Source organism: Lawsonibacter celer (genome assembly GCF_014281125.1).
Classification (GTDB): domain Bacteria; phylum Bacillota; class Clostridia; order Oscillospirales; family Oscillospiraceae; genus Lawsonibacter_B; species Lawsonibacter_B celer.
This window is the reverse complement of the sequence record NZ_JACOEA010000009.1, coordinates 1-18,531: the sequence shown is the minus strand read 5'-3', so window position 1 is coordinate 18,531 and position 18,531 is coordinate 1. Positions and strand designations below refer to the sequence as shown.

The window sequence follows — 18,531 nt, the reverse complement described above, 5'->3', positions numbered from 1 at the left end:
GTCAACCTCCAATTTGTACCCGCAGGCCGTATTCTGCCCCCAGGGCGGCAAAGCCGGACAGCGCCTCCGGCTTCATCACAGGCGTCTGCGCCATGGGCGGATTCAGGCCCAGCTTTTTATACTTGCCGGCCCCCAGGCTGTGGTAGGGCAGAAGCACATACTCCTCCCGACCCAGGTCGCGGGCAAAGGCAAAGCAGCCCCGCAGGGCGGCCTCGCTGTCGTTGAAGCCGGGGATCACCGGGGTGCGCAGGGTAAAGGGCGCGCCGGCGGACGCCAGCCGGCGCAGATTTTCCTCAATCCGCTCCAGCTGCGCCCCGGCAGAGCATTCCAGCGCGGCCGCGTCCGAATGCTTATAGTCCACATAGAGGCCGTCCAGGAAACGGGCGGCCTCCTCCAGCCGCTCCCATGGGAGAAAGGCGGTGGTCTCCACCCAGGTGGAGATCCCCGCCCTCTTGGCCATGGCCAGCAGCTTCACCGCCGCGGGCTGGAGCAGCGGCTCCCCACCGGAGAGGGTCAGCCCGCCGTCGGTTGCTTTGTAGTAATCCATGTCCCGGCGCACAATGTCCAGGATTTCCTCCAGCGCCATGGCCCGGCCGGAGAGGGCGTTGACCCCCGTCGGGCACACCGGAACGCACCTGCCGCAGCTCCGGCACCGGGTCCGATCCACCTGTGCCCTCCCCTCCGCCAGGGAAATAGCCCCGTGGGGGCAGGCGGACACGCAGCAGCCGCAGCCCACGCAGCGCTTCCCGTTGTGGAGCAGCACCGGGGTCAGGGGCTGGGTCTCCGGATTGCAGCACCAGAAGCAGCGCAGGGGGCATCCCTGGAGGAACACCACCGTGCGCAGGCCGGGGCCGTCGTGGATGGCGCTGCGCTCGATCTCCGTGACCAGAAGGGTTTTCTCAGCCATAGAGCACCCGGCTCATCAGCTCCTGCTGGATGTCCGGCTCCAGATTGACGAACACCGCAGAGAAGCCGGACACCCGCACAATCAGGTCCCTGTACTCCTCCGGGCGCTCCACAGCCGCCTCCAGTACGCCCCGGTCCACCACGGTCACCATCAGATGGCAGCCGCCCTTGTCGAAATACACCCGGAACATCTGCTTGATCAGGTCTCTGCGGTTGTTGAAGAAATCCGGGGTAAATTTGATGTTCTGCACGCTGCCCCCGTGGAGCCCGGCGTCAAACCGGGCCAGGGAGTTGAGCATGGCCGTGGGGCCGCTGTGATTGGCGCCCCCCTGGGGATTGTTGGCCGGGTTCATGAACTGCCCTCTGTGCCGGCCGTCGTAGGAGGCCGCGGTGCGCCGCCCCCACTCGGTATTGAGCTGGTTGTTGCTGATGACGATTAAGTAGTACTGCATCCCGGCGGCAATGCCCCTGTCCCGCACCCCGCTGGCCACAAACCGGAACAGGTCGTCGGCCATGTCGTCGGCATAGGGGTCGTCGTTGCCGTACTTGGGGCACTCCCAGAGCGCCCGGCGCAGCCGCTCCTGACCGGCAAAGTCGGCGTTGGCCGCGTCCCGCAAGGCGGGGAGGGTGACCAGCTTCTCCTCAAAGACCACCTTTTTGATGGCCGCCAGAGAGTCGGACACATTGATGTTGCCATAGGTCTCGTTGGTGCCGCCCAAGTAGCGGATTCCGCCGTCCAGCACGGCTTTCCCCCGGCCCAGGCAGTCGTCCATCAGGATGCTGGTAAAGAGGAAGGAGACCTCCTGATTCATGATCTCATAGGACCGGGTCTGCGCCGCCACGGATAGATCCAGATAGTGGTCCACCAGGCGCTTGTACTGGCCGTACACCGCCTCGAAGCTGTCCAGCTCCTCCGCGGGCAGCAGGGGCACCCCGTCGCTCTTGTCCACACCGTCCATGGGGTCGACGCCGCCGTTGAGGGAGATCTGCAGCAGCTTCAGCAGGTTGATGCAGGTGTTGGGGGTGCCGGTGCTCTGCCCCTGGATGACGAACTCGCCGCAGCCGAAGGGGACATACTGCTCCGCCGTCTTCTCGTCCACCCGCATGGCCCGCATGACCGCCGGGATGTTCACATCGTCGTTGTACAGGGTGGGATAGGTGGCCCCCTGCCCGATGGTGTCCAGCGCCGCGTCCATAATATCCTCCGGGGTGTTCCGGTCGAAACGCAGGGTAAACTGTGGCTCCACATACCGGGTGGCCTGGGCCACCTTCATGGCGATGCGGGCGAAGGTGTCCGCCGCCTCTGGATCACGGCGGCCCCGGCCGCCCACGATGATGCGGCCGTTGACCGTGGTGCGGCGGTTTTCGATCATGGTCCACAGGGACTTGAGCAGGCGGAAGGCCTCCTCCTCTGTGAGCCGGCCCTCGTCCAGATCTCTCTGGAGGAAGGGGCCCAGCACGTCGTCCATGCGGCCATAATTAATGACCCCGGCCAGCAGGGCATACAGCCAGAAGAGCTGCAGCGCCTCAAAGAAGGTCGCGGGCGGGTTCTCCCGGATGTTCCCCAGGGCGTCGATCATCCGCTGCAGCTCCGCCCGCCGCTCCGGACCGGCGGTCTCCATCCCCCGGGCGGCCTTTTTCGCCAGGGCGTTGCAGCACACGCCGAACAGGTCCAGGCAGTCCAGGCTGGCCCGGTAGAAGGCGCTGTCCCCCTTCTCCGCCTGCAGCGTCTTAATGCGCCGGCGCAGGCCGCCGATGCCCAGCTCCATCAGGGTACGGTAGTCCAGCATCATGCCCGAGAGCCGGGCGGTGGCGATCAGGGGGTAGTCACAGTCGATAAACATGCCCACGATATCGTCCTTCAGGGCATCCCGGCAGTATTTGGTCTTTAGGTCGTGCTCCAGCCAGTACTGATAGAGCGCGTCCACCCGGCCCTGCTCCCCCTCCGGGAGCTGGGCCTTGAACTTGGTCAGCTTGTTGAACACGCAGTAATGGCCCACGCCGCCCACCGAGGTCACACAGCCAAAGCCGATGGGCAGGAAATCCAGCCGGCCGGCGATCAGGTCCGCCGGCTCAATAGAGCGGAACAGGGCGGGATAGAGCACCCGCAGGCAGGCCGCCTCACGCCCCTCCTTGGTCTGGCCCGGGGCGCTGTGAACGGCGGTGTACCGCTCCATCAGCTCCAGCTGTGCCATAGGGGACAGCTCGGGGGGAATCTTGATGCTGACCTCTACATTTTGAGCGATTTCGGCGTTAAAGGCCATATTAATGCGCACTCCTCTCCGCGTCGCGCCAGTTGTTCCGGTAGCCGCCCATCAGGTCGGTAAACCGCTTGGTGGTCAGGTGGGGGCGGGTGATGGCGCTGCCCACCACTACCGCGTGGGCGCCTAAGTACAGGCACTTGATGGCGTCCTCCGGGGAGTAGATATGCCCCTCCATCACCATATATACGTCGTCGCCGAAGGCGCGGCACATATGGGCAAACTCCCGCAGGTCGGGCTCCTCAATGTGCTTGGTCTGCGCCGTGTAGCCGTACAGGGTGGGCCCCACGATATCCGCCCCCATGGCCACCGCCCGCTCCGCCTCCTCAAAGTTGGACACATCGGCAAAAAACATGGCGTCAGGGAAAGCCTTCTTGGCCTCGGGGAAGAGCTCCCAGGCCGGACGGCCGTCGGCGTTGATCTGGTTGGTGCAGTCCAGTGCGATGATGTCGGCCCCCGCCTCATACACCTGGCGCACCGCGTCCAGATTGGGGGTGATGAACACATCGGTGCCCCTGTTCCACTGCTTATATAGCCCGATGAGGGGCAGGTCCACGGCCGCCTTGATGTCCCGTATCTGCTCCGGGGAGTTGGCGCGAATGCCCACAGCCCCGCCCCAGAGGGCGGCCTGGGCCATCTTCACATGCATGTCGGGGGTGCTGATGGGGTCGTCATGCTGCACCTGACAGGATACAATCAATCCGTTCTTAAAGGACTCCAGAATCGCTCTTTTCTTCGGATCTGTGGTTTTCATAAATACACACGCCGCCTTTCTATATTCTCACTGTCATTATATCGCATCTTTTTGCAAAGTCAATCAAAACATTGCAAAAGCGTCCATGCAGTGCATGGACGCTTTTCAAACGAATTTAATCCTTTTCTGTTGGCTCCACAAAGGTCAGGTTATCCTGGAATTTTCCCTTTGGCCTGGGGCCGTTGAGATACACCTGCTCAAAGGCGTCCAGCCCGGCAAAGCGGAACAGGCCCACCTTGCTCAGCTTGCTGCGGTCGGCCAGCAGATAGCTGGCCTTGGCGTTCTTCATGGCAATCTCTTTCAGGCGCATGCATTCCATATCCGTCTCGTAGACCGTGTTGTTCTTCACATCCAGACCCATACAGCCGATAAACGCCCGGTCAAAGCCGAAATTCTCCAGGGTACGCTCGGCAATCGCGCCCACAATCATCTGATCCGCTGGGATCAGCTGTCCGCCCAGGCCAAAGACCTCCGCCCTGGATTTGGGGGTGGCCCGCTGCAAAACCACATTGTTGTAGGTCACAATGCGGATCGGCATGGTCAAGAGCAGGGAACCCAGCGGTGATATGCTGGTGCCCGCGTCCAGGAACACGCTCTCCCCGGGCTGCACCACCTCTGCCGCGGCCGTGGCCACCAACAGCTTTTCCTGGGTATTCAGGGTGTTTTTGGCGCGGATGGACAGCTCCGCGTCAAATTCCCCCTCCTCATCGCCATTGCGCACGGCTCCGCTGCGCACCCGGCGCAGCTTTCCCTGGGATTCCAGCTTTTCAAAGTCCCGGCGCACCGTGGCCTCGGACACGCCCAGCTCGCTGGCGATGCTCTTGTAGTCTACAATGCCGGCCTCGTTGAGCCGCCTTAAAATATAGAGGCTTCTTGCAGATGCAATCATGGTTCCGCCCTCTCTTCTACGACGTGCGCAGGATAAAATCAATGCCGGTCTGGCGGCGGACCTGGTCCATCAGGGACAGGGTCTGCTCCGTCACCCGGTTGTGCCCCTCCCACGGCCGGCCGCTCTCAGCTGCGGCGACAAAGGCCAGAAAGGCGGCAATCTCGTGAGTCATGCCGAAAAACTCCGGATCAGGGTCATGATAGAGTGTCCTGCGGCTCCCATCCCGACCGACCCTCTGGATCCGCTTGGGATTTGTGATGCTGTCAATGAGCAGGCTGGCCTCCTCCCCCTGGATCTCGTTGGCCCGCCTGCCGTCCGCGATTTTGGACCAGCTCAGGTCGGCCAGCATCCCCGGGTAACGGCAGAGGGCACCCCCCTGGGCGTCCAGCCCGTTTTCCAGGCGGTGCGCGGCGGCCAGCACGCCCTCCGGCGGGCCGAACAGGGAGACGAGCGCGTGGGCACAGTACACCCCGATGTCCATGAGCGCGCCGTTGCACAGGGCCGGGTTGAAGGCGTTCTCCACAATTCCCGCCTTAAATTTGTCATATCGGGAGGAGTACTGGCAGTAGAGGAAAGAGACCCGTCGCACCGGACCGAGGCCACTAACCGCCTCTCTCAGAGCGACAAAGCCGGGGGTAAAGGCCGGGCGCATGCCCTCCAGCAGCACCACGCCCTGTTCCCGCGCAAGGCTGCACAGCCGCGCAAACGTGTCCCGATCCGGGCAGGCGGGCTTTTCCAGCAGCACATGCTTGCCCGCGCGGAGCATCTGCTCCGCCTGACCGGCGTGGAAGGCATTGGGGGATGCGATGTACACCGCGTCCACATCGGCCCGGCCGGCCAGCTCGTCCAGGCTGGTGAGGCAGACCGCCCCCGAGTCCCCGGCAAAGGCCCGGGCGGTATCCAGGCTGCGGGAGTACACCGCCGAGACACGGAAATCGGGCAGCGCTTTCCCGGCGTTTACAAACTCCCGGGAAATAAAATTGGTTCCAATGATCCCAAAGCGCACCATGGCCCTACATCCGATCCAGGTAGGCCGCGCCGATGGTCCCGGCGGCGTTGCCAAGGGTGGCGGTCACAATGGGGGGCACTCCGATCAGGTCCGAGGAGTACACATAGCGGAGCACCTTCTCGCTGAGTGGGCGGGTCAGATTCTCCCCCTGAGCGGACAGGCCGCCGCCCAGGAGAAAAATCTCCGGGCGAAAGATGGTAATCAGCCCGCCGATGCCGTTGGCCAGATACTCCAGGTATTGGTCCACCACAGCGGCGGCCGCCTCGTCCCCCGCCTGGGCGCAGTCGAAGGCGGTGCGGCCGTCCACCTGCCCGCCGTGCTCCGCCACATAGGCGTGGAGGGCGGACTCAGGGTGTTCCTCCATGGCCTGCCTGGTCTGGCGAATCAGCGCCGTCACCGAGGCATAGCCCTCCAGACAGCCCTCAATACCGCAGGTACAGCGGTACCCCCCGTGCAGCAGAGGGGTGTGCCCCAGCTCCACCCCCATGCCGTCGCCGCCGGTGAAGAGCCTGCCGTCCAGCAGGATGCCCCCGCCCACGCCGGTGCCCAATGTAAGCATCACCACATTTTTCCGCCCCTTGGCCGCGCCAGCCAGCGCTTCGCCGATGACGGCGCAGTTGGCGTCATTGCCGATGTACACGGGAATACCAAGGCGCTGCTCCAAGGCCTCCCCGATGGGGACGTCCCGCCAGCCGGTATTGTTGGCAAACACCAGCCGCTTTGTATGGGGGTTGACGGTGCTGGGGATACCCACCCCCACACAGGGAAAGTCGGATACCCTCAGCCCTGCCATGGCGGCCACCGTCTCCACCGCCTCGGCCAGGCCGGCCACAGCGCGCTCAAAGTTATGGTCGCTGGGCTGTGAGTGGCGGAACACCACCTGATGATTTTCATCCACAATCCCCGACTTGACGGCGGTGCCGCCCAGGTCAATGCCGATGCGGTACTGCATATTCGTTCCTCCCAATTCAGTTACAGATATTCGGTATCTTACACGCCCACGTCCTTGAGCACACCGTCGGTAAAGCGCTTGGCCCGCTCGATATCGCCCTCGTCCAGGTGCTCGATGATCAGCGGAATATTGGGGTGCTCCTCCGCCAGGCGTTTCACATAGAGCGGGTAATTCAGCACACCCAGACCGGCGGCGGGCAGCTCCACACTGCCGGAACCCCGGAAGGAGTGGGAGGCGTCCGCATCGATGTCCGCGTGCTTCTCCCCGGTGTCGGAGGCCAACTTGATGTCCTTGGCGTGGGCAATCCTCATGTAGGGGCTGAGCTTGTCAAAGATATGGTTGATGGTGCCGTCGATGTCCTCCATGGCGGTCTCGTTGAAATAGTTGGTGGGGTCGCAGATCAGACCCAGATGCCTGCTGTTCACGTCGCGGAACATCTGCTCCACCTGCTCCACCGTGCCGATGACGTTGTTGACGTAGTTCTCCACAATAAAGGTGGATCCCCACTCCCCGGCGAAGTCGGCCAGCTCCCGGATGACACCGATGGTCTCTTCATACACTCTGGGGTCGGCGTTCTTCTCGTGCCAGACCCAGTCGCTCTCCAGGTTATAGGTGCCCGTCTCGCTGGCCACATAGGGGCAGCCCAAATCTCTGGCATAGCGAAGCATCATCTTGATATAGTCGATGTTGCGCCTGCGCACCTCCGGGTCCGGGTGGATGAAGTTGGTGTAGGCGGACACGGCGATCACGGGCAGGTTGGCGTCCCGGAAGGCGTCCCGGATTTCGTGGGCCTTCTGCTCGGTCAGCGGCTGCTTTGCCGCGTCAAAATCCTTAAAGGATACGTCCAGCTGTACACAGTTGAAGTCAGAGGCCTTGATGCGGCGGATGACTTCATCCATCGCATAGGGGTAGTAGCCGGTAAAAATGCCGACGCTGATCATAGTGGATTCCTCCTTATTCATTGACATGTTTTTCCCGCCCTCCGGCGGGCGGTCTGTATCCTCAGCCCAACACTTCGCTCAGCGCCACGGTGCGCTTCTCTTCAATGGAGCGGTAGCAGGCCTCCACGCAGGCAATGGTGGCAATGTTGTCCCGGGCGGAGATCTCCGGCTCCGTCCCGTTCTCCACCGCCCGCAGCAGCTGGGCCATTGTCCCTTCAAAGGCGTCGGGGAACCAGACCGTTTCCCACTTGGGCTCCACCCACTGGTGGGGATAGCGTTTGGAGGTAAAGCGCAGGGTGGAGGGGCAGCGCTCCGGATACATGGGCCAGCCGATGGTGCCCTGGGCCATGCCCTCAGTGCCCTCCACACGCCAGCGGATGTAGATGTCCTTCTCGCAGGGCTCCTCCGGCCAGGCCCACACATCGTCCAGAGAGGTGGCCATCATGCCGCTGTCATATTTGTAGGTAAACTGCACAATGCCGTCGGTATGGGGGAACTTGCTTCTGGGGTCGGTGCGGCACACGCAGGTGATCTCCGCCGGGTCCCCGAAGAGGAAGCGGAAAATGTCCACATGGTGGATCCCCATGCCGAAGATTTCCAACTTGCTGTACGCCTTCAGGAACTCCTGCCAGTGAGGAATGGCACGCATCTCGATGGTGGCCAGCACCGGCTCTCCCAGCTCTCCCGTGTCCAGCAGATACTTCAGCGCCCGCATGGACTGGTCGCAGCGCATGTTGGAGTTGACGGCAATGGCCTTGCCGCTCTCCTCCCCCAGCCGGGCGATCTCCCGGGCCCGCTCCAGAGACATCTCCAAGGGCTTCTGGCACAGGATGCCCTTTAGGTTGGGACACTTCACCGCCTGGCGGACAATCTCCAGCTGCTGATCCGGCGGGAAGGCCACATCCAGGATCTCCAGGCTCTCGTCCGCCAGCAGCTCCTGCCAGGTATCATACACCTTGGGGATCCCATGCCGGTCGGCTACCGCCTGGGCATGGGCCGGAGTGCGGGAGGCGATGGCCGCCGGGTTAAACCCTGCGTTCCGGTAGGAGACCAGATGGCAGTCGGCCATAATGAAGCCGGATCCGATGCAGCCGATGCGCCAGTCCTTCCGGGCGGGCGAGGGAAACCGAGTCGCCTGAATCAGTTTGTTGCAGATATCTTTCATTACTTACCCCTCCTAAACGTCACTTCTGGGCCTGCGCGGCCAGGACGGCGGCGGCCTGGGCCGGTGCCATTATATCATTCTTTTCAATTTCATTCAATGGTTTTCAAATTTTTTCAGATAAAGACCTGCAACAGAGTGTTTTTCAACATTAAAAAAGTGTTCCAGCCCTTCTCTCCGAATTATATGGGGTTTCCCTTGCAATCTTTTGCAGCATAGGATATACTTCTTGGTAGAAGCGTCCCGTCTGTGTGCACCGCGCATTTGATAATATTTGAAAGGGGTTAAGCAAAAATGAAACGGTTCCGAACTTGTGTAATTGGCGTTGGCTTTATTGGCGCCGCCCATATTGAGGCGCTGCGCCGGCTGGGCAATGTGGATGTGGTGGCCGTCGCCGACGTGCCCAACGCCGCCGCCAAGGCCGAGGCCCACTGTGTCCCCCGGGGGTACGACGACTACCGGGAGATGATCGACACGGAAAAGCCGGATGTGGTCCACATCTGCACCCCCAACGCCTCCCATTATGAGATGGCCATGTACGCCATGGAGCGGGGCATCGCCGTGGTGTGCGAGAAGCCCCTGACCAAGACCCTGGAGGAGGCGCGGGCGCTGGCCGCCTACGCGAAGGAGCACAACATTATCACCGGCGTCAATTTCAACTGCCGCTGGTATCCCCAGGTCATGCAGGCCAAGGCCATGGTGGACAGCGGCGAGGTGGGCGACATCTACACCGTCCACGGCGGCTATCTCCAGGACTGGCTGTACTACGACACCGACTACAGCTGGCGGCTGGAGCCCGAGGTGAGCGGCGACTCCCGCGCCTTTGCGGACATCGGCTCCCACTGGATCGACATGGTGGAGTCGGTGACCGGCCTGCGGGCGGTGGAAGTGCTGGCCGATTTTGAGACCTTCCACAAAACCCGCAAAAAGCCCCTCAAGCCCGTGGACACCTATTCCGGCATGGCCCTGCGGCCCGAGGACTACGCGGAGATCCCCATCCACACCGAGGACTACTGCACGGTGCTCTTCCGCTTTGACAACGGCGCCCACGGCGCCTGCACCATCAGCCAGGTGTTTGCCGGGCGGAAGAACCAGATCCTCATGGACATCGGCGGCAGCCGGTGCGCCCTTCACTGGGACAGCGAGGACAGCAACGAGCTTTGGATCGGTCGCAGAGACGCCTTCAACCAGAAGGCCCCCAAGGACCCCTCCATCCTCAGCGGCCTGGCCGCCGCCTCTATCAGCTATCCCGGCGGCCATGTGGAGGGCTTCCCCGACACCTTCAAGCAGAATTTCAAGGCCATCTACGCCGCCATTGAGCAGGGTGACAGCGGCAAGGGGATCTTTGCCAACTTTGACGACGGCCTGCGGGAAATGGTCCTGTGCGACGCCGTGGTGCGCAGCGCCCGGGAACGCCGCTGGATCAAAATCGACGGGTAAGGAGCGGGCGTATGTTTCAAATTGCAACTCTGGCCGACTGGTTTGGCGTCGGCCTGCTGGAGGGCATCCGGGAGTCCGGCCGCTGCGGCGCTGAAGGCGTGCAGATCTACGCGGCAGACGAGTTTGACCCCCGCACTGTCTCCAGGGACACCGTTTCCGCGGTCCGTTCCGCCGCACGGGACGCCGGGCAGACGGTCACCGCCCTTTGCGGCGAGCTGGGGGGCTTTGGCTTTGAAAAGCCGGAGGACAATCCTCCCAAGCTGGACTACCTGAAGCGGGTGGTGGATCTGGCTCTGGAACTGGACTGCCGGATTGTCACCACCCACATCGGCGTGGTGCCCGCCGACTCCTCCCACCCCCGCTACCAGGTCATGCTGGACGCAGCGGGCGAAGCGGCCCGATACGCCGCGGAGCGGGGTGCCGTCATCGCCGTGGAGACCGGCCCCGAGCCCCTTAAGACCCTGCGGGGCTTTGTGGACGCCTGCGGCAAGGGCATGGGGATCAATTTTGACCCGGCCAACCTGGTTATGGTGGGGGCCGACGACGAGGTGTCCGCCGTGGCCGACGCGGGGAGCGCCATCGTCCACACCCATGCCAAGGACGGCCGCTCCCTGAGCCCTATCCTTCCGGAGGAGTTCTACCACAAATTTGCCGAGGACGGCCTGGACTGGATTCTCTCCAACCCCTGCTATGAGGAGACCCCTCTGGGTCAGGGAAGCGTGCGCTGGATCCCCTATCTCCGCGCCCTCCAGTCTGTAGGCTACAACGGTTTCCTGACCATCGAGCGCGAGGCGAAGAACGGCGCGGAGGACATCCGCATGGCCGTGCGCTTCCTCCGCGAGACCATCGCCGCCCTGTAAAGGCGGACCATCCATCTACATATTTTATAAAAGGAGGGTATTCCCATGATGAAACTCGGTCTCCATTCCGCGATTCTGCCGGACGACAGCTTTGAGCAGGTGATCGACTATGCCGCCAAGGTGGGCTTTACCTGTGTGGAGGTGTGCTGCTGGCCCCGTGGCAAGGCGGTGCGCCGCTACGCCGGCGTCACCCACATCGACCTCAATGAAAGCGACGACGCCAAGCTGCTCTACTATAAAAAGTACGCCGAGGACCGGGGCGTGGCCATCGCCTCACTGGGCTACTACCCCAATCCCATGGATGCCGACCAGGAGGCCGCTGAAGTGGCGGTCAGGCACCTCTACCGCCTCATCGACGCCTCCGCCCTGATGGGTGTCAATCTGGTCACCACCTTCATCGGGAAGGACAAGAACAAGACCGTGGAGGAGAACCTGGACAAGTTCGAGGTGGTGTGGAAGCCCATCGTCTCCTACGCCGAGGATAAGGGCGTGAAGCTCGCCATTGAGAACTGCCCCATGCTCTACACCGTCAGCGAGTGGCCCGGCGGCAACAACCTGGCCTGCTCTCCCGCCATCTGGCGGGAGATGTTCCGCCGCATCCCCTCCCCTGCCCTGGGGCTTGCCCTGGACCCCTCCCACCCCTACCTCACCAGGGCCAGCTACATCAAGCCCGTATACGAGTTTGCCGAGCGCATCTATCACGTCCATTTCAAGGATATCAAGATCTACCAGGAAAAGCTGGACGAGTATGGCTGCTTCTCCTACCCCACCCTGTGGCACTCCCCCAAGCTGCCAGGCATGGGCGGCGTGGACTTCGGTGCCTTTGTCTCGGCGCTCAACGACATCCGCTACAACGGCTGCGCGGTCATCGAGGTGGAGGACAAGGCCTTTGAGAGCTGCCCGGAGGATGTGCGTGCCGGCATTGAGCAGAGCTACCGCTTTATGAAACAATATATGTAAGAAAATAAGGAGAGCAATGCATGAACAAGACCAAAGTGGCCGTGCTGGGCTGCGGCTTTATCTCTGAAATCCATATTTCCTCCTACCAGCGCTTTGTTCATGACGCCGAGGTGGTGGCCGTATATTCCCACCACCTGGACAAGGCCCGGGCCTTTGCCGAAAAAATGGGCGTGCCCGCGGCCTATGACGATGTGGACGCTCTGCTCTCGGAGTGCGAATGCGATATTGTGGACATCTGCCTGCCCAACTTCCTGCACCACGACGTCTGCCTGAAGGCCGCCAGAGCGGGCAAGCACGTCATCATTGAAAAGCCCCTGTGCCTGTCCCTCCAGGAGGCGCACGAGATGATCGCCGCCTGCCGGGAGAACGGCAAGCTGCTCATGTACGCTGAGGAGCTGTGCTTCGCGCCCAAGTACGAGCGGGTGCGCGCCATTGTGGAGAGCGGCGCGGTGGGCGATGTGTACATGCTCAAGCAGTGCGAGAAGCACTCCGGCCCTCACAGCCGCTGGTTCTACGAATCCGACAAGTCCGGCGGCGGCGTGATGATGGACATGGGGTGCCACGCCATCGCCTGGTTCATGTGGATGCTCAAAAACACCGCCCCCAAGGCCGTCTATGGCAATTTTATGCACGTCTATCACGACACGGACGCCGAGGACCACTCCATCACCCAGCTGGAGTTTGAGTGCAGCGGCCGCAAGGTGCTGTGCGTGGGTGAGGACAGCTGGGTCAAGCAGGGCGGCATGCAGGACTGCATCGAGGTGTACGGGGACAAAGGCGTGTGCTACTCCGACCTGTTCCAGGGCAACTCCTCTCAGATGTACAGCCTGGACGGCTACGACTACGCCAGCGAGAAGGCGGGAGCCACCACCGGCTGGACCTTCCCCATCTTCGAGGAGGCGTTCAACCAGGGCTATCCCCAGGAGCTGACCCACTTTGTGGACTGTGTGCGCAGCGGCAAAAAGCCCGTCTCTGACGGCGAATACGGCAAGGCCGTGCTGGAGGTCATCCACGCCGCGTACCTGTCTTCCAAAGAGGGCCGCAAGGTGGAACTGCCCTATTTTTCCAAGGCTGCCAAGCCGGTGGACAACTGGAGGTGAGCACGGTGCAGCGTTTTTCCGACGACAAGGCTCTGGGCCGGTATCTGGCCGACCGGATCGCAGACATTGTGCGCGCCAAGCCTGACGCGCTGATCTCCATCGCGGCCGGCACCTCCTCTTTCCCCCTGTTTGACGCATTGAAGGCGAAGGTCCGGGCCGGGGAAATTTCCTTTGCCCAGGCCACCTTCTTCGGCATGGACGAGTGGTGCGGCCTGCCCCAGGACGCCGACGGCGCCATGGCGGACTTTCTGCACCGGCATTTTCTCGACGAGGTGGACTTTAAGGAGGTATTTCTCTTCGACGGCGCGGCCGATCCCCAGGCGGAATGCGCCCGAGGGGAGGCGTACCTCGCCGCCCGCGGCGTCTTTGACGTAATCGTGTTCGGTATCGGCGTCAACGGCCATGTAGCCTTGAACGAGCCGGGCATCGACCCCGCTCTGCACATCCACGTGGCCCAGGTGGCCGGCGTCACCGCCACGGTGGCCCAAAAATACTTTGAAAAGGAGGCCCCTCCTCTGACGGCGGGCGTCACCATCGGCCTTGCCAACGCGGCAGAGGCCAAGGCGGTCTGGGTGGTGGCCAATACACCGGCCAAGCGGGACGCGGTGGAAAAGACCGAAGCCCTCGCCGCCGCAGGCACGCCCACCAATCAGGTGCCAGCCAGCCTGGTGGCCGTCCTGCCCCAGGCGGAGCTGCTGGTCTCTGAGGCCGTCTTTGCCTCCTCCCTGTAGCGCCTTCCGGCACAGGGCCGCCCCGATCGGGGCGGCCCTGTTTTTATACTCAGCCAGATCAGAGTGGATAGGGAAACATAGCCCTGTCAAACAGCGTCAGATTGGAGTCATTCAGTGGAAGGCGCCCCTCCTCAATACCAGTGACAATCTCTACCACCTTGTCATTGAACGGCGTCTCAATCCCGTACCGGTCCCCCGTCTCACACACGTATCCGTTGATCATGCGCACTTCGGTAGGCTTGCCCTTCTCCAGATCCTGGAGCATGGAGGCCTTGGCCGTGCGCATATCCGAGTACATAGTCAGAAACATGCGCTGATTGGCCTCGAACATCGCCTGATCGGCAATCTCCAAGCTGTCGGGGGCTTGCTCGTGAAGGAGGGTCGGAAGCTTATACCCAGCCGCCTCACAGCACTCCTTGACCTCCCGGCCCAGATAGCTCAGGCAGGCCCGGGCAATCCCGTTGTCCAGCACGCCGCCGAAGGTCGCCCCGCACACAGCGGACATACCGCTCATGCAGGCGTTGTTAATTAGCTTGCCCCAGCGGGAGGCCATCAGCTGATCTGAGACCTTGGCCGGCCCCATGTAACCCAGGGTCTCCGCCACCTTTTGAATCCGGGGGCCGATAGAGCCGTCGATCTCCCCGACCTCAAACAGGTGGTCATTGCGGGAGAGGTCCTGTGTCAGCTCCGACACGCCGGGCTCCACAAAGGTGGCGCCCCAGAGCACCGTGCCGCCCACGGTGCGCGCCTCCCCCACATAGCTGGCCACATAGGGCTCCGGCACCCCGTTCTGCAGGGTGCAGACCGTGCTCTCCGACCCCAAGTGGGGCAGCAGGTGAGGCAGCACCGCGTCATTGGCCGTCTGCTTTGTGAAGAGGAATACCACATCATAAATCCCCTCCATCTGCTCGGGAGTCACTGCGTGCACCGGCACTGTGAAATCCACGGTGCCCACGATGTGCGCACCATTTCTGTTCAACGCGCTGACATGGTCGGCATAGCTGTCAATAAGTTCCACCTGACAGCCATTTTTGGTCATATAAGCGCCCATAACCGTCCCCATGGCGCCGCAGCCCAGAATTGCAACTTTCATTTTAGAGATTCCTCCTTTTTCATTTGAACTCTTCTTTATTTAAGAAGCAAAATTCATGCCAACCCTGTTTTAGAATGGGGCAGAAAGATTTGGCATGAATTTTGCTTCTTTTTAAAAACAGCACCTATTCCCGAAAAATTGATAGGAGGAATCAGAGCATGCCCGATTTAAAAAACAAGCGCGTAATCACCGCGGCTATCACCGGCTCCTGGCCTACCCGTGAAGACAACCCTAATCTGTCCATTACCCCCGCAGAAATCGCCGAGGACGTCTACCAGTGCTGGAAAGCCGGTGCGGCGATTGCCCATATTCACGTCCGCAACGATGACGGCACCCCCTCCACGGATTTTAGCAAATATCAGGAAACCATCGACCGCATCCGCGCCCACAGGGACTGCGACATCTGCCTGAACATCACCAGCTCCGGCTCCGTGGACTTCGGTGATGAGGAGCGCATCCGTCCCCTCCAGGCCCTGCTGCCCGAGCTGGCCTCGTTTGATGCAGGTACCCTCAACTGGCAGCACCGCACTGTATTTATGAACCCGCCCGCTTTTCTGGAAAAGCTGGGCCTCGCACTCCAGATGTGCAGCATCAAGCCGGAAATCGAAATTTTTGACGCCGGCATGGTTTATAACGCCATCCACTATATCAAAACCGGCATTCTAAAATCCCCCTGCCATTTCCAGATCGTCCTGGGTGCCGCCGGGGGCATGCCCTGCACAGTCGAAAATCTGGTATTCCTAAAGAACATTCTCCCGGAGGGCTCTACCTGGGCCGCCTGCGGAATCGGCAGGGGGCATCTGCCCATGATGATGGCCACCATTGCCATGGGCGGCCATCTGCGTGTAGGCATGGAGGATAACGTGATGTGGCTCAAGGGCGTCAAGGCCGACTCCAACGCCCAATTTGTAACCCGCGCCAAGCAGCTGCTGGAGATCAACGGCCTGGAGGCCGCCACCCCGGAAGAAGCCCGCGAAATCTACGGTTTGACCAGAAAGGTGTTTTAAGGATGAAGGCACTCACCATCGACCAGCTGACCGTCGGCCAGTCCGCCAGCTTTTCTAAGACCATCAGCGAGCATGACATATACGAATTTGCCGGTATTACCGGCGACCTGAACCCCGCCCATATCAACGAGGAATACGCCAGAAATACGCACTTCAGGGGTCGCATCGCCCACGGCATTCTCTCTGCCGGCCTGATCTCGGCCGCCATTGCCATGCAGCTGCCCGGCCCCGGCTCCATCTATCTGGGACAAACCCTGAAATTTACCGCGCCGGTGCGGATTGGCGATACAATAACCGCCACAGTCACCATTACGGAGCTCAACACAGGAAAGAACCGCGTCAAACTGCACACCGTGTGTACCAACCAGGAGGGTGCCGTTGTGATTGACGGCGAAGCCTCAGTTATGCCTCCCAAATAATTGTGCCCGTGGCAAATGGAAAAGGCGGTCCGGTAAAACCGGACCGCCTTTTCCTGTATGGAGAGTGTGTGAGTTGGGGGATGCGAAATCAGGCATCCTTGCGGATGGCACGAACCACGGCCAAAGTGGACTCGCTGACCTTATCACTGGTGAAGGACTCATACGCCTCCACCGGGGGCTTCTTGGTGGCGAACATAAAGATCAGGCAGAAGATCAGGGAGATACCCGCGGTGACGAAGAAGGTGGGGATCCCAAATACACTGATCTTGCCGGCGGTGATGATCAGATAGGATACCAGGCCGGAAATCATGGCCGCCCAGGCAGCTGGCTTGTTCATCCGCTTGGTAAACAGGCCCAGCCAAGTGACCCAGAAGAAGGTGGAGCCAAAGGCGCCGTAGATGTAGGTAAAGCCTGCCGCCAGCAGAGAGAGCTTTGCGATGGCGCCCAGCACGGCCAGCACGCCCAAAATCAGCACGCAGTAACGCAGCTGCTTGGTGGTCTTGGCATCCTCCTCAGCGGAGGGTACCTTGTCCTGAATCACGCGCTTGATGTCGTAAATCAGGGAGGTAGAGCAGTGCAGCAGCATGGAGTTGGCGGTGGACACAGCGGCGGCGCAGATGGCGGTCAGGGCCAGGGCGCCCAGCACCGGGTTCAGGAAGCGCACAATCAGCTGCGGGAACATGTAGTCAGAGGTCACGCCAACGGGCAGGGAGGGCATCAGCATCTTGCCGCCCATACCGATGACCACCAAGGGTACGAACACGGGGATCAGGACGATCAGCACCCAGAACATCTGGAGCGCTGCGGTCTTGGCATTCTTGGGAGCCATGAAACGGGCAATCCAGTGGGGGGCCACGGTGGCGCCGATGGAGTTGGCCAGGAAGGTGGACATGATGGCGCTGAAACCGAAGGTGCCCCAGGGGGAGCCCAGGACGCCGGCCACCAGAGGTTCGCCGCCTTCAACAACAGGAGCGGTGGTAGTCATAAAGTTATCCACAATGGCGCTGAAGCCGCCAGTCAGGTGCAGCACTGTGACCATACCGGCGATCACGCCGATGAGAATCAGGATGGCGTTAACCGTATCAGTGCGGGCCACAGACTGGAAGCCGCCGAAGGAGGTAAAGACCAGCACCACCAGGAACAGGACGCAGCACAGGTTGTAGTTCAGGCCGCTGATGGTGGACAGCACGATGCCGAAGCCCTGAACCTGGATAAATGAGAACACGAAGTAGCCCACCAGCTCGATGACAGCCACAAAGATCTGGATCTTGGACTTCCTCTCAAAGGGGTCGTAGCGCACATGAATGAACTCAGGGAAGGTGCGGGTGGGGACTGCGGGACGGCGGACACGGTGCGCGATCAGGGGCATAATGGCAGTACCCAGGAACCAGCCGGCGATCCAGCCGAACACGGCGGCTACGCCGCGGGAGTAAATATTGCCGGGCACACCCATGACCGAGGCCACAGACAGCCATGTGGCAACGGATGTGCCGATACCAAGGATCAGGCCCATATTGCCTCCGCCGGAGGTGAAGTCGCCCATAGTTTCGACCTTTTTTGCACCCGCGATGGAGGAGATGATCATGATCGCAAAGTAGATGATAAATACGATAAGGTAGATATTCATACTTTACTTTCCCTCTCTCTTGTCAGTTTGTCAGGTAGAACACTCGCTCGCTCATTTCTTGTCAGGATCACAGGTAAAGAGGTGTCCGGTCGCGCCCAAGCGCTTGAGACCGCTCTTCTCGATCTTGGCCGCCACGTAGATATAGATAAAGATGCCGACAACTACGGACAGGGCCCACGCGATGAAGGGGATCAATGACATAAAAACGACTCCTTTCCCATTTTGTTTTTATCTGGTCGGGTGGGATGGCCGCCTCCCACCCGGCAAGACCTTCACAAAAGTGGATCGCTTACTTGAGGCTGAGGATCTGACGGGCTTCATCCGGGGTGGCGACCTCACAGCCATACTCGCGGATGACGCGGGCGGCGCGCTCCACAAACTGGCGGTTGTTCTTGGCCAGCACGCCCTTGGAGTACATCA

The 18,531-nt window shown here is 61.3% G+C and carries 19 protein-coding genes; 7 read left to right on the top strand and 12 right to left on the bottom strand.

Translation table 11 applies throughout. From position 1 onward, the window contains the following. Window position 1: 1 nt before the first annotated feature. The 8 genes from H9Q75_RS11905 to H9Q75_RS11870 all read right to left on the bottom strand — a co-directional run bounded on the left by H9Q75_RS11905 (window position 2) and on the right by H9Q75_RS11870 (window position 8,877). The gene (locus H9Q75_RS11905; protein ID WP_186567407.1) at window positions 2–907 is read right to left on the bottom strand and encodes a glycyl-radical enzyme activating protein; all 906 of its coding nucleotides are present in this window, start codon (window positions 905–907) and stop codon (window positions 2–4) included. Further along, window positions 900–3,170, bottom strand: a complete 2,271-nt coding sequence (locus tag H9Q75_RS11900; RefSeq protein ID WP_186567405.1) for a pyruvate formate lyase family protein — start codon at window positions 3,168–3,170, stop codon at window positions 900–902. Before H9Q75_RS11900 ends, H9Q75_RS11905 begins: the two co-directional genes overlap by 8 nt. Before the next feature lies 1 nt (window position 3,171). Further along, window positions 3,172–3,921 carry an N-acetylmannosamine-6-phosphate 2-epimerase gene (locus tag H9Q75_RS11895; protein ID WP_186567403.1) on the bottom strand — a complete coding sequence of 250 codons (750 nt, stop codon included), beginning with the start codon at window positions 3,919–3,921 and terminating at the stop codon, window positions 3,172–3,174. A gap of 115 nt (window positions 3,922–4,036) precedes the next feature. Then, window positions 4,037–4,810 (bottom strand): DeoR/GlpR family DNA-binding transcription regulator, encoded by a 774-nt coding sequence (locus H9Q75_RS11890; RefSeq protein WP_186567401.1) that lies wholly within the window; start codon window positions 4,808–4,810, stop codon window positions 4,037–4,039. A 16-nt stretch (window positions 4,811–4,826) separates the two neighbouring features. After that, a complete protein-coding gene (locus H9Q75_RS11885) occupies window positions 4,827–5,819 on the bottom strand; it encodes a Gfo/Idh/MocA family protein (RefSeq protein ID WP_186567399.1) in 993 nt (330 codons plus the stop codon). 4 nt (window positions 5,820–5,823) lie between these two features. Continuing rightward, window positions 5,824–6,771, bottom strand: coding sequence for an ROK family protein (locus tag H9Q75_RS11880; protein WP_186567397.1), 948 nt, complete (start codon window positions 6,769–6,771; stop codon window positions 5,824–5,826). Window positions 6,772–6,809: 38 nt separating this feature from the next. After that, on the bottom strand, window positions 6,810–7,739 hold the full coding sequence (locus tag H9Q75_RS11875; protein WP_243200822.1) for a sugar phosphate isomerase/epimerase family protein: 930 nt from the start codon (window positions 7,737–7,739) through the stop codon (window positions 6,810–6,812). A gap of 34 nt (window positions 7,740–7,773) precedes the next feature. Next, window positions 7,774–8,877: a Gfo/Idh/MocA family protein gene (locus H9Q75_RS11870; RefSeq protein WP_186567393.1), complete on the bottom strand. Its 1,104-nt coding sequence runs from the start codon at window positions 8,875–8,877 to the stop codon at window positions 7,774–7,776. A gap of 291 nt (window positions 8,878–9,168) precedes the next feature. On the opposite strand from H9Q75_RS11870, the gene H9Q75_RS11865 reads away from it, so the two are divergent. From H9Q75_RS11865 to H9Q75_RS11845, 5 genes are read left to right on the top strand one after another with little or no spacing between them, the layout of a single operon-like run. Beyond that, entirely contained in the window at window positions 9,169–10,314 is a 1,146-nt protein-coding gene (locus H9Q75_RS11865) for a Gfo/Idh/MocA family protein (RefSeq protein ID WP_186567391.1), read from the top strand. Between the two features lie 11 nt (window positions 10,315–10,325). Beyond that, entirely contained in the window at window positions 10,326–11,174 is an 849-nt protein-coding gene (locus H9Q75_RS11860; protein WP_186567389.1) for a sugar phosphate isomerase/epimerase family protein, read from the top strand. 48 nt (window positions 11,175–11,222) lie between these two features. Continuing rightward, window positions 11,223–12,134, top strand: coding sequence for a sugar phosphate isomerase/epimerase family protein (locus tag H9Q75_RS11855; RefSeq protein WP_186567489.1), 912 nt, complete (start codon window positions 11,223–11,225; stop codon window positions 12,132–12,134). 20 nt (window positions 12,135–12,154) lie between these two features. Continuing rightward, a complete protein-coding gene (locus H9Q75_RS11850; protein WP_186567387.1) occupies window positions 12,155–13,234 on the top strand; it encodes a Gfo/Idh/MocA family protein in 1,080 nt (359 codons plus the stop codon). Window positions 13,235–13,239: 5 nt separating this feature from the next. Continuing rightward, window positions 13,240–13,965, top strand: a complete 726-nt coding sequence (locus H9Q75_RS11845) for a 6-phosphogluconolactonase (RefSeq protein WP_186567386.1) — start codon at window positions 13,240–13,242, stop codon at window positions 13,963–13,965. Between the two features lie 58 nt (window positions 13,966–14,023). On the opposite strand, the gene H9Q75_RS11840 is transcribed toward H9Q75_RS11845, so the two are convergent. Further along, on the bottom strand, window positions 14,024–15,058 hold the full coding sequence (locus H9Q75_RS11840; RefSeq protein ID WP_186567384.1) for a ketopantoate reductase family protein: 1,035 nt from the start codon (window positions 15,056–15,058) through the stop codon (window positions 14,024–14,026). A 158-nt stretch (window positions 15,059–15,216) separates the two neighbouring features. Here H9Q75_RS11840 and H9Q75_RS11835 point away from each other — a divergent pair, with 158 nt between their 5' ends. Further along, the gene (locus H9Q75_RS11835) at window positions 15,217–16,065 is read left to right on the top strand and encodes a beta-keto acid cleavage family enzyme (RefSeq protein WP_186567381.1); all 849 of its coding nucleotides are present in this window, start codon (window positions 15,217–15,219) and stop codon (window positions 16,063–16,065) included. A gap of 2 nt (window positions 16,066–16,067) precedes the next feature. Beyond that, the gene (locus H9Q75_RS11830; protein WP_186567379.1) at window positions 16,068–16,484 is read left to right on the top strand and encodes a MaoC family dehydratase; all 417 of its coding nucleotides are present in this window, start codon (window positions 16,068–16,070) and stop codon (window positions 16,482–16,484) included. 88 nt (window positions 16,485–16,572) lie between these two features. On the opposite strand, the gene H9Q75_RS11825 is transcribed toward H9Q75_RS11830, so the two are convergent. The 3 genes from H9Q75_RS11825 to H9Q75_RS11815 form a co-directional block, all read right to left on the bottom strand. Then, window positions 16,573–18,111, bottom strand: coding sequence for a sodium:solute symporter family protein (locus H9Q75_RS11825; RefSeq protein WP_186567377.1), 1,539 nt, complete (start codon window positions 18,109–18,111; stop codon window positions 16,573–16,575). Window positions 18,112–18,162: 51 nt separating this feature from the next. Next, a complete protein-coding gene (locus H9Q75_RS11820; RefSeq protein ID WP_186567375.1) occupies window positions 18,163–18,312 on the bottom strand; it encodes a hypothetical protein in 150 nt (49 codons plus the stop codon). 88 nt (window positions 18,313–18,400) lie between these two features. Continuing rightward, window positions 18,401–18,529, bottom strand: coding sequence for a 3-keto-5-aminohexanoate cleavage protein (locus H9Q75_RS11815; protein WP_186565042.1), 129 nt, complete (start codon window positions 18,527–18,529; stop codon window positions 18,401–18,403). Between the last annotated feature and the right edge of the window lie 2 nt (window positions 18,530–18,531).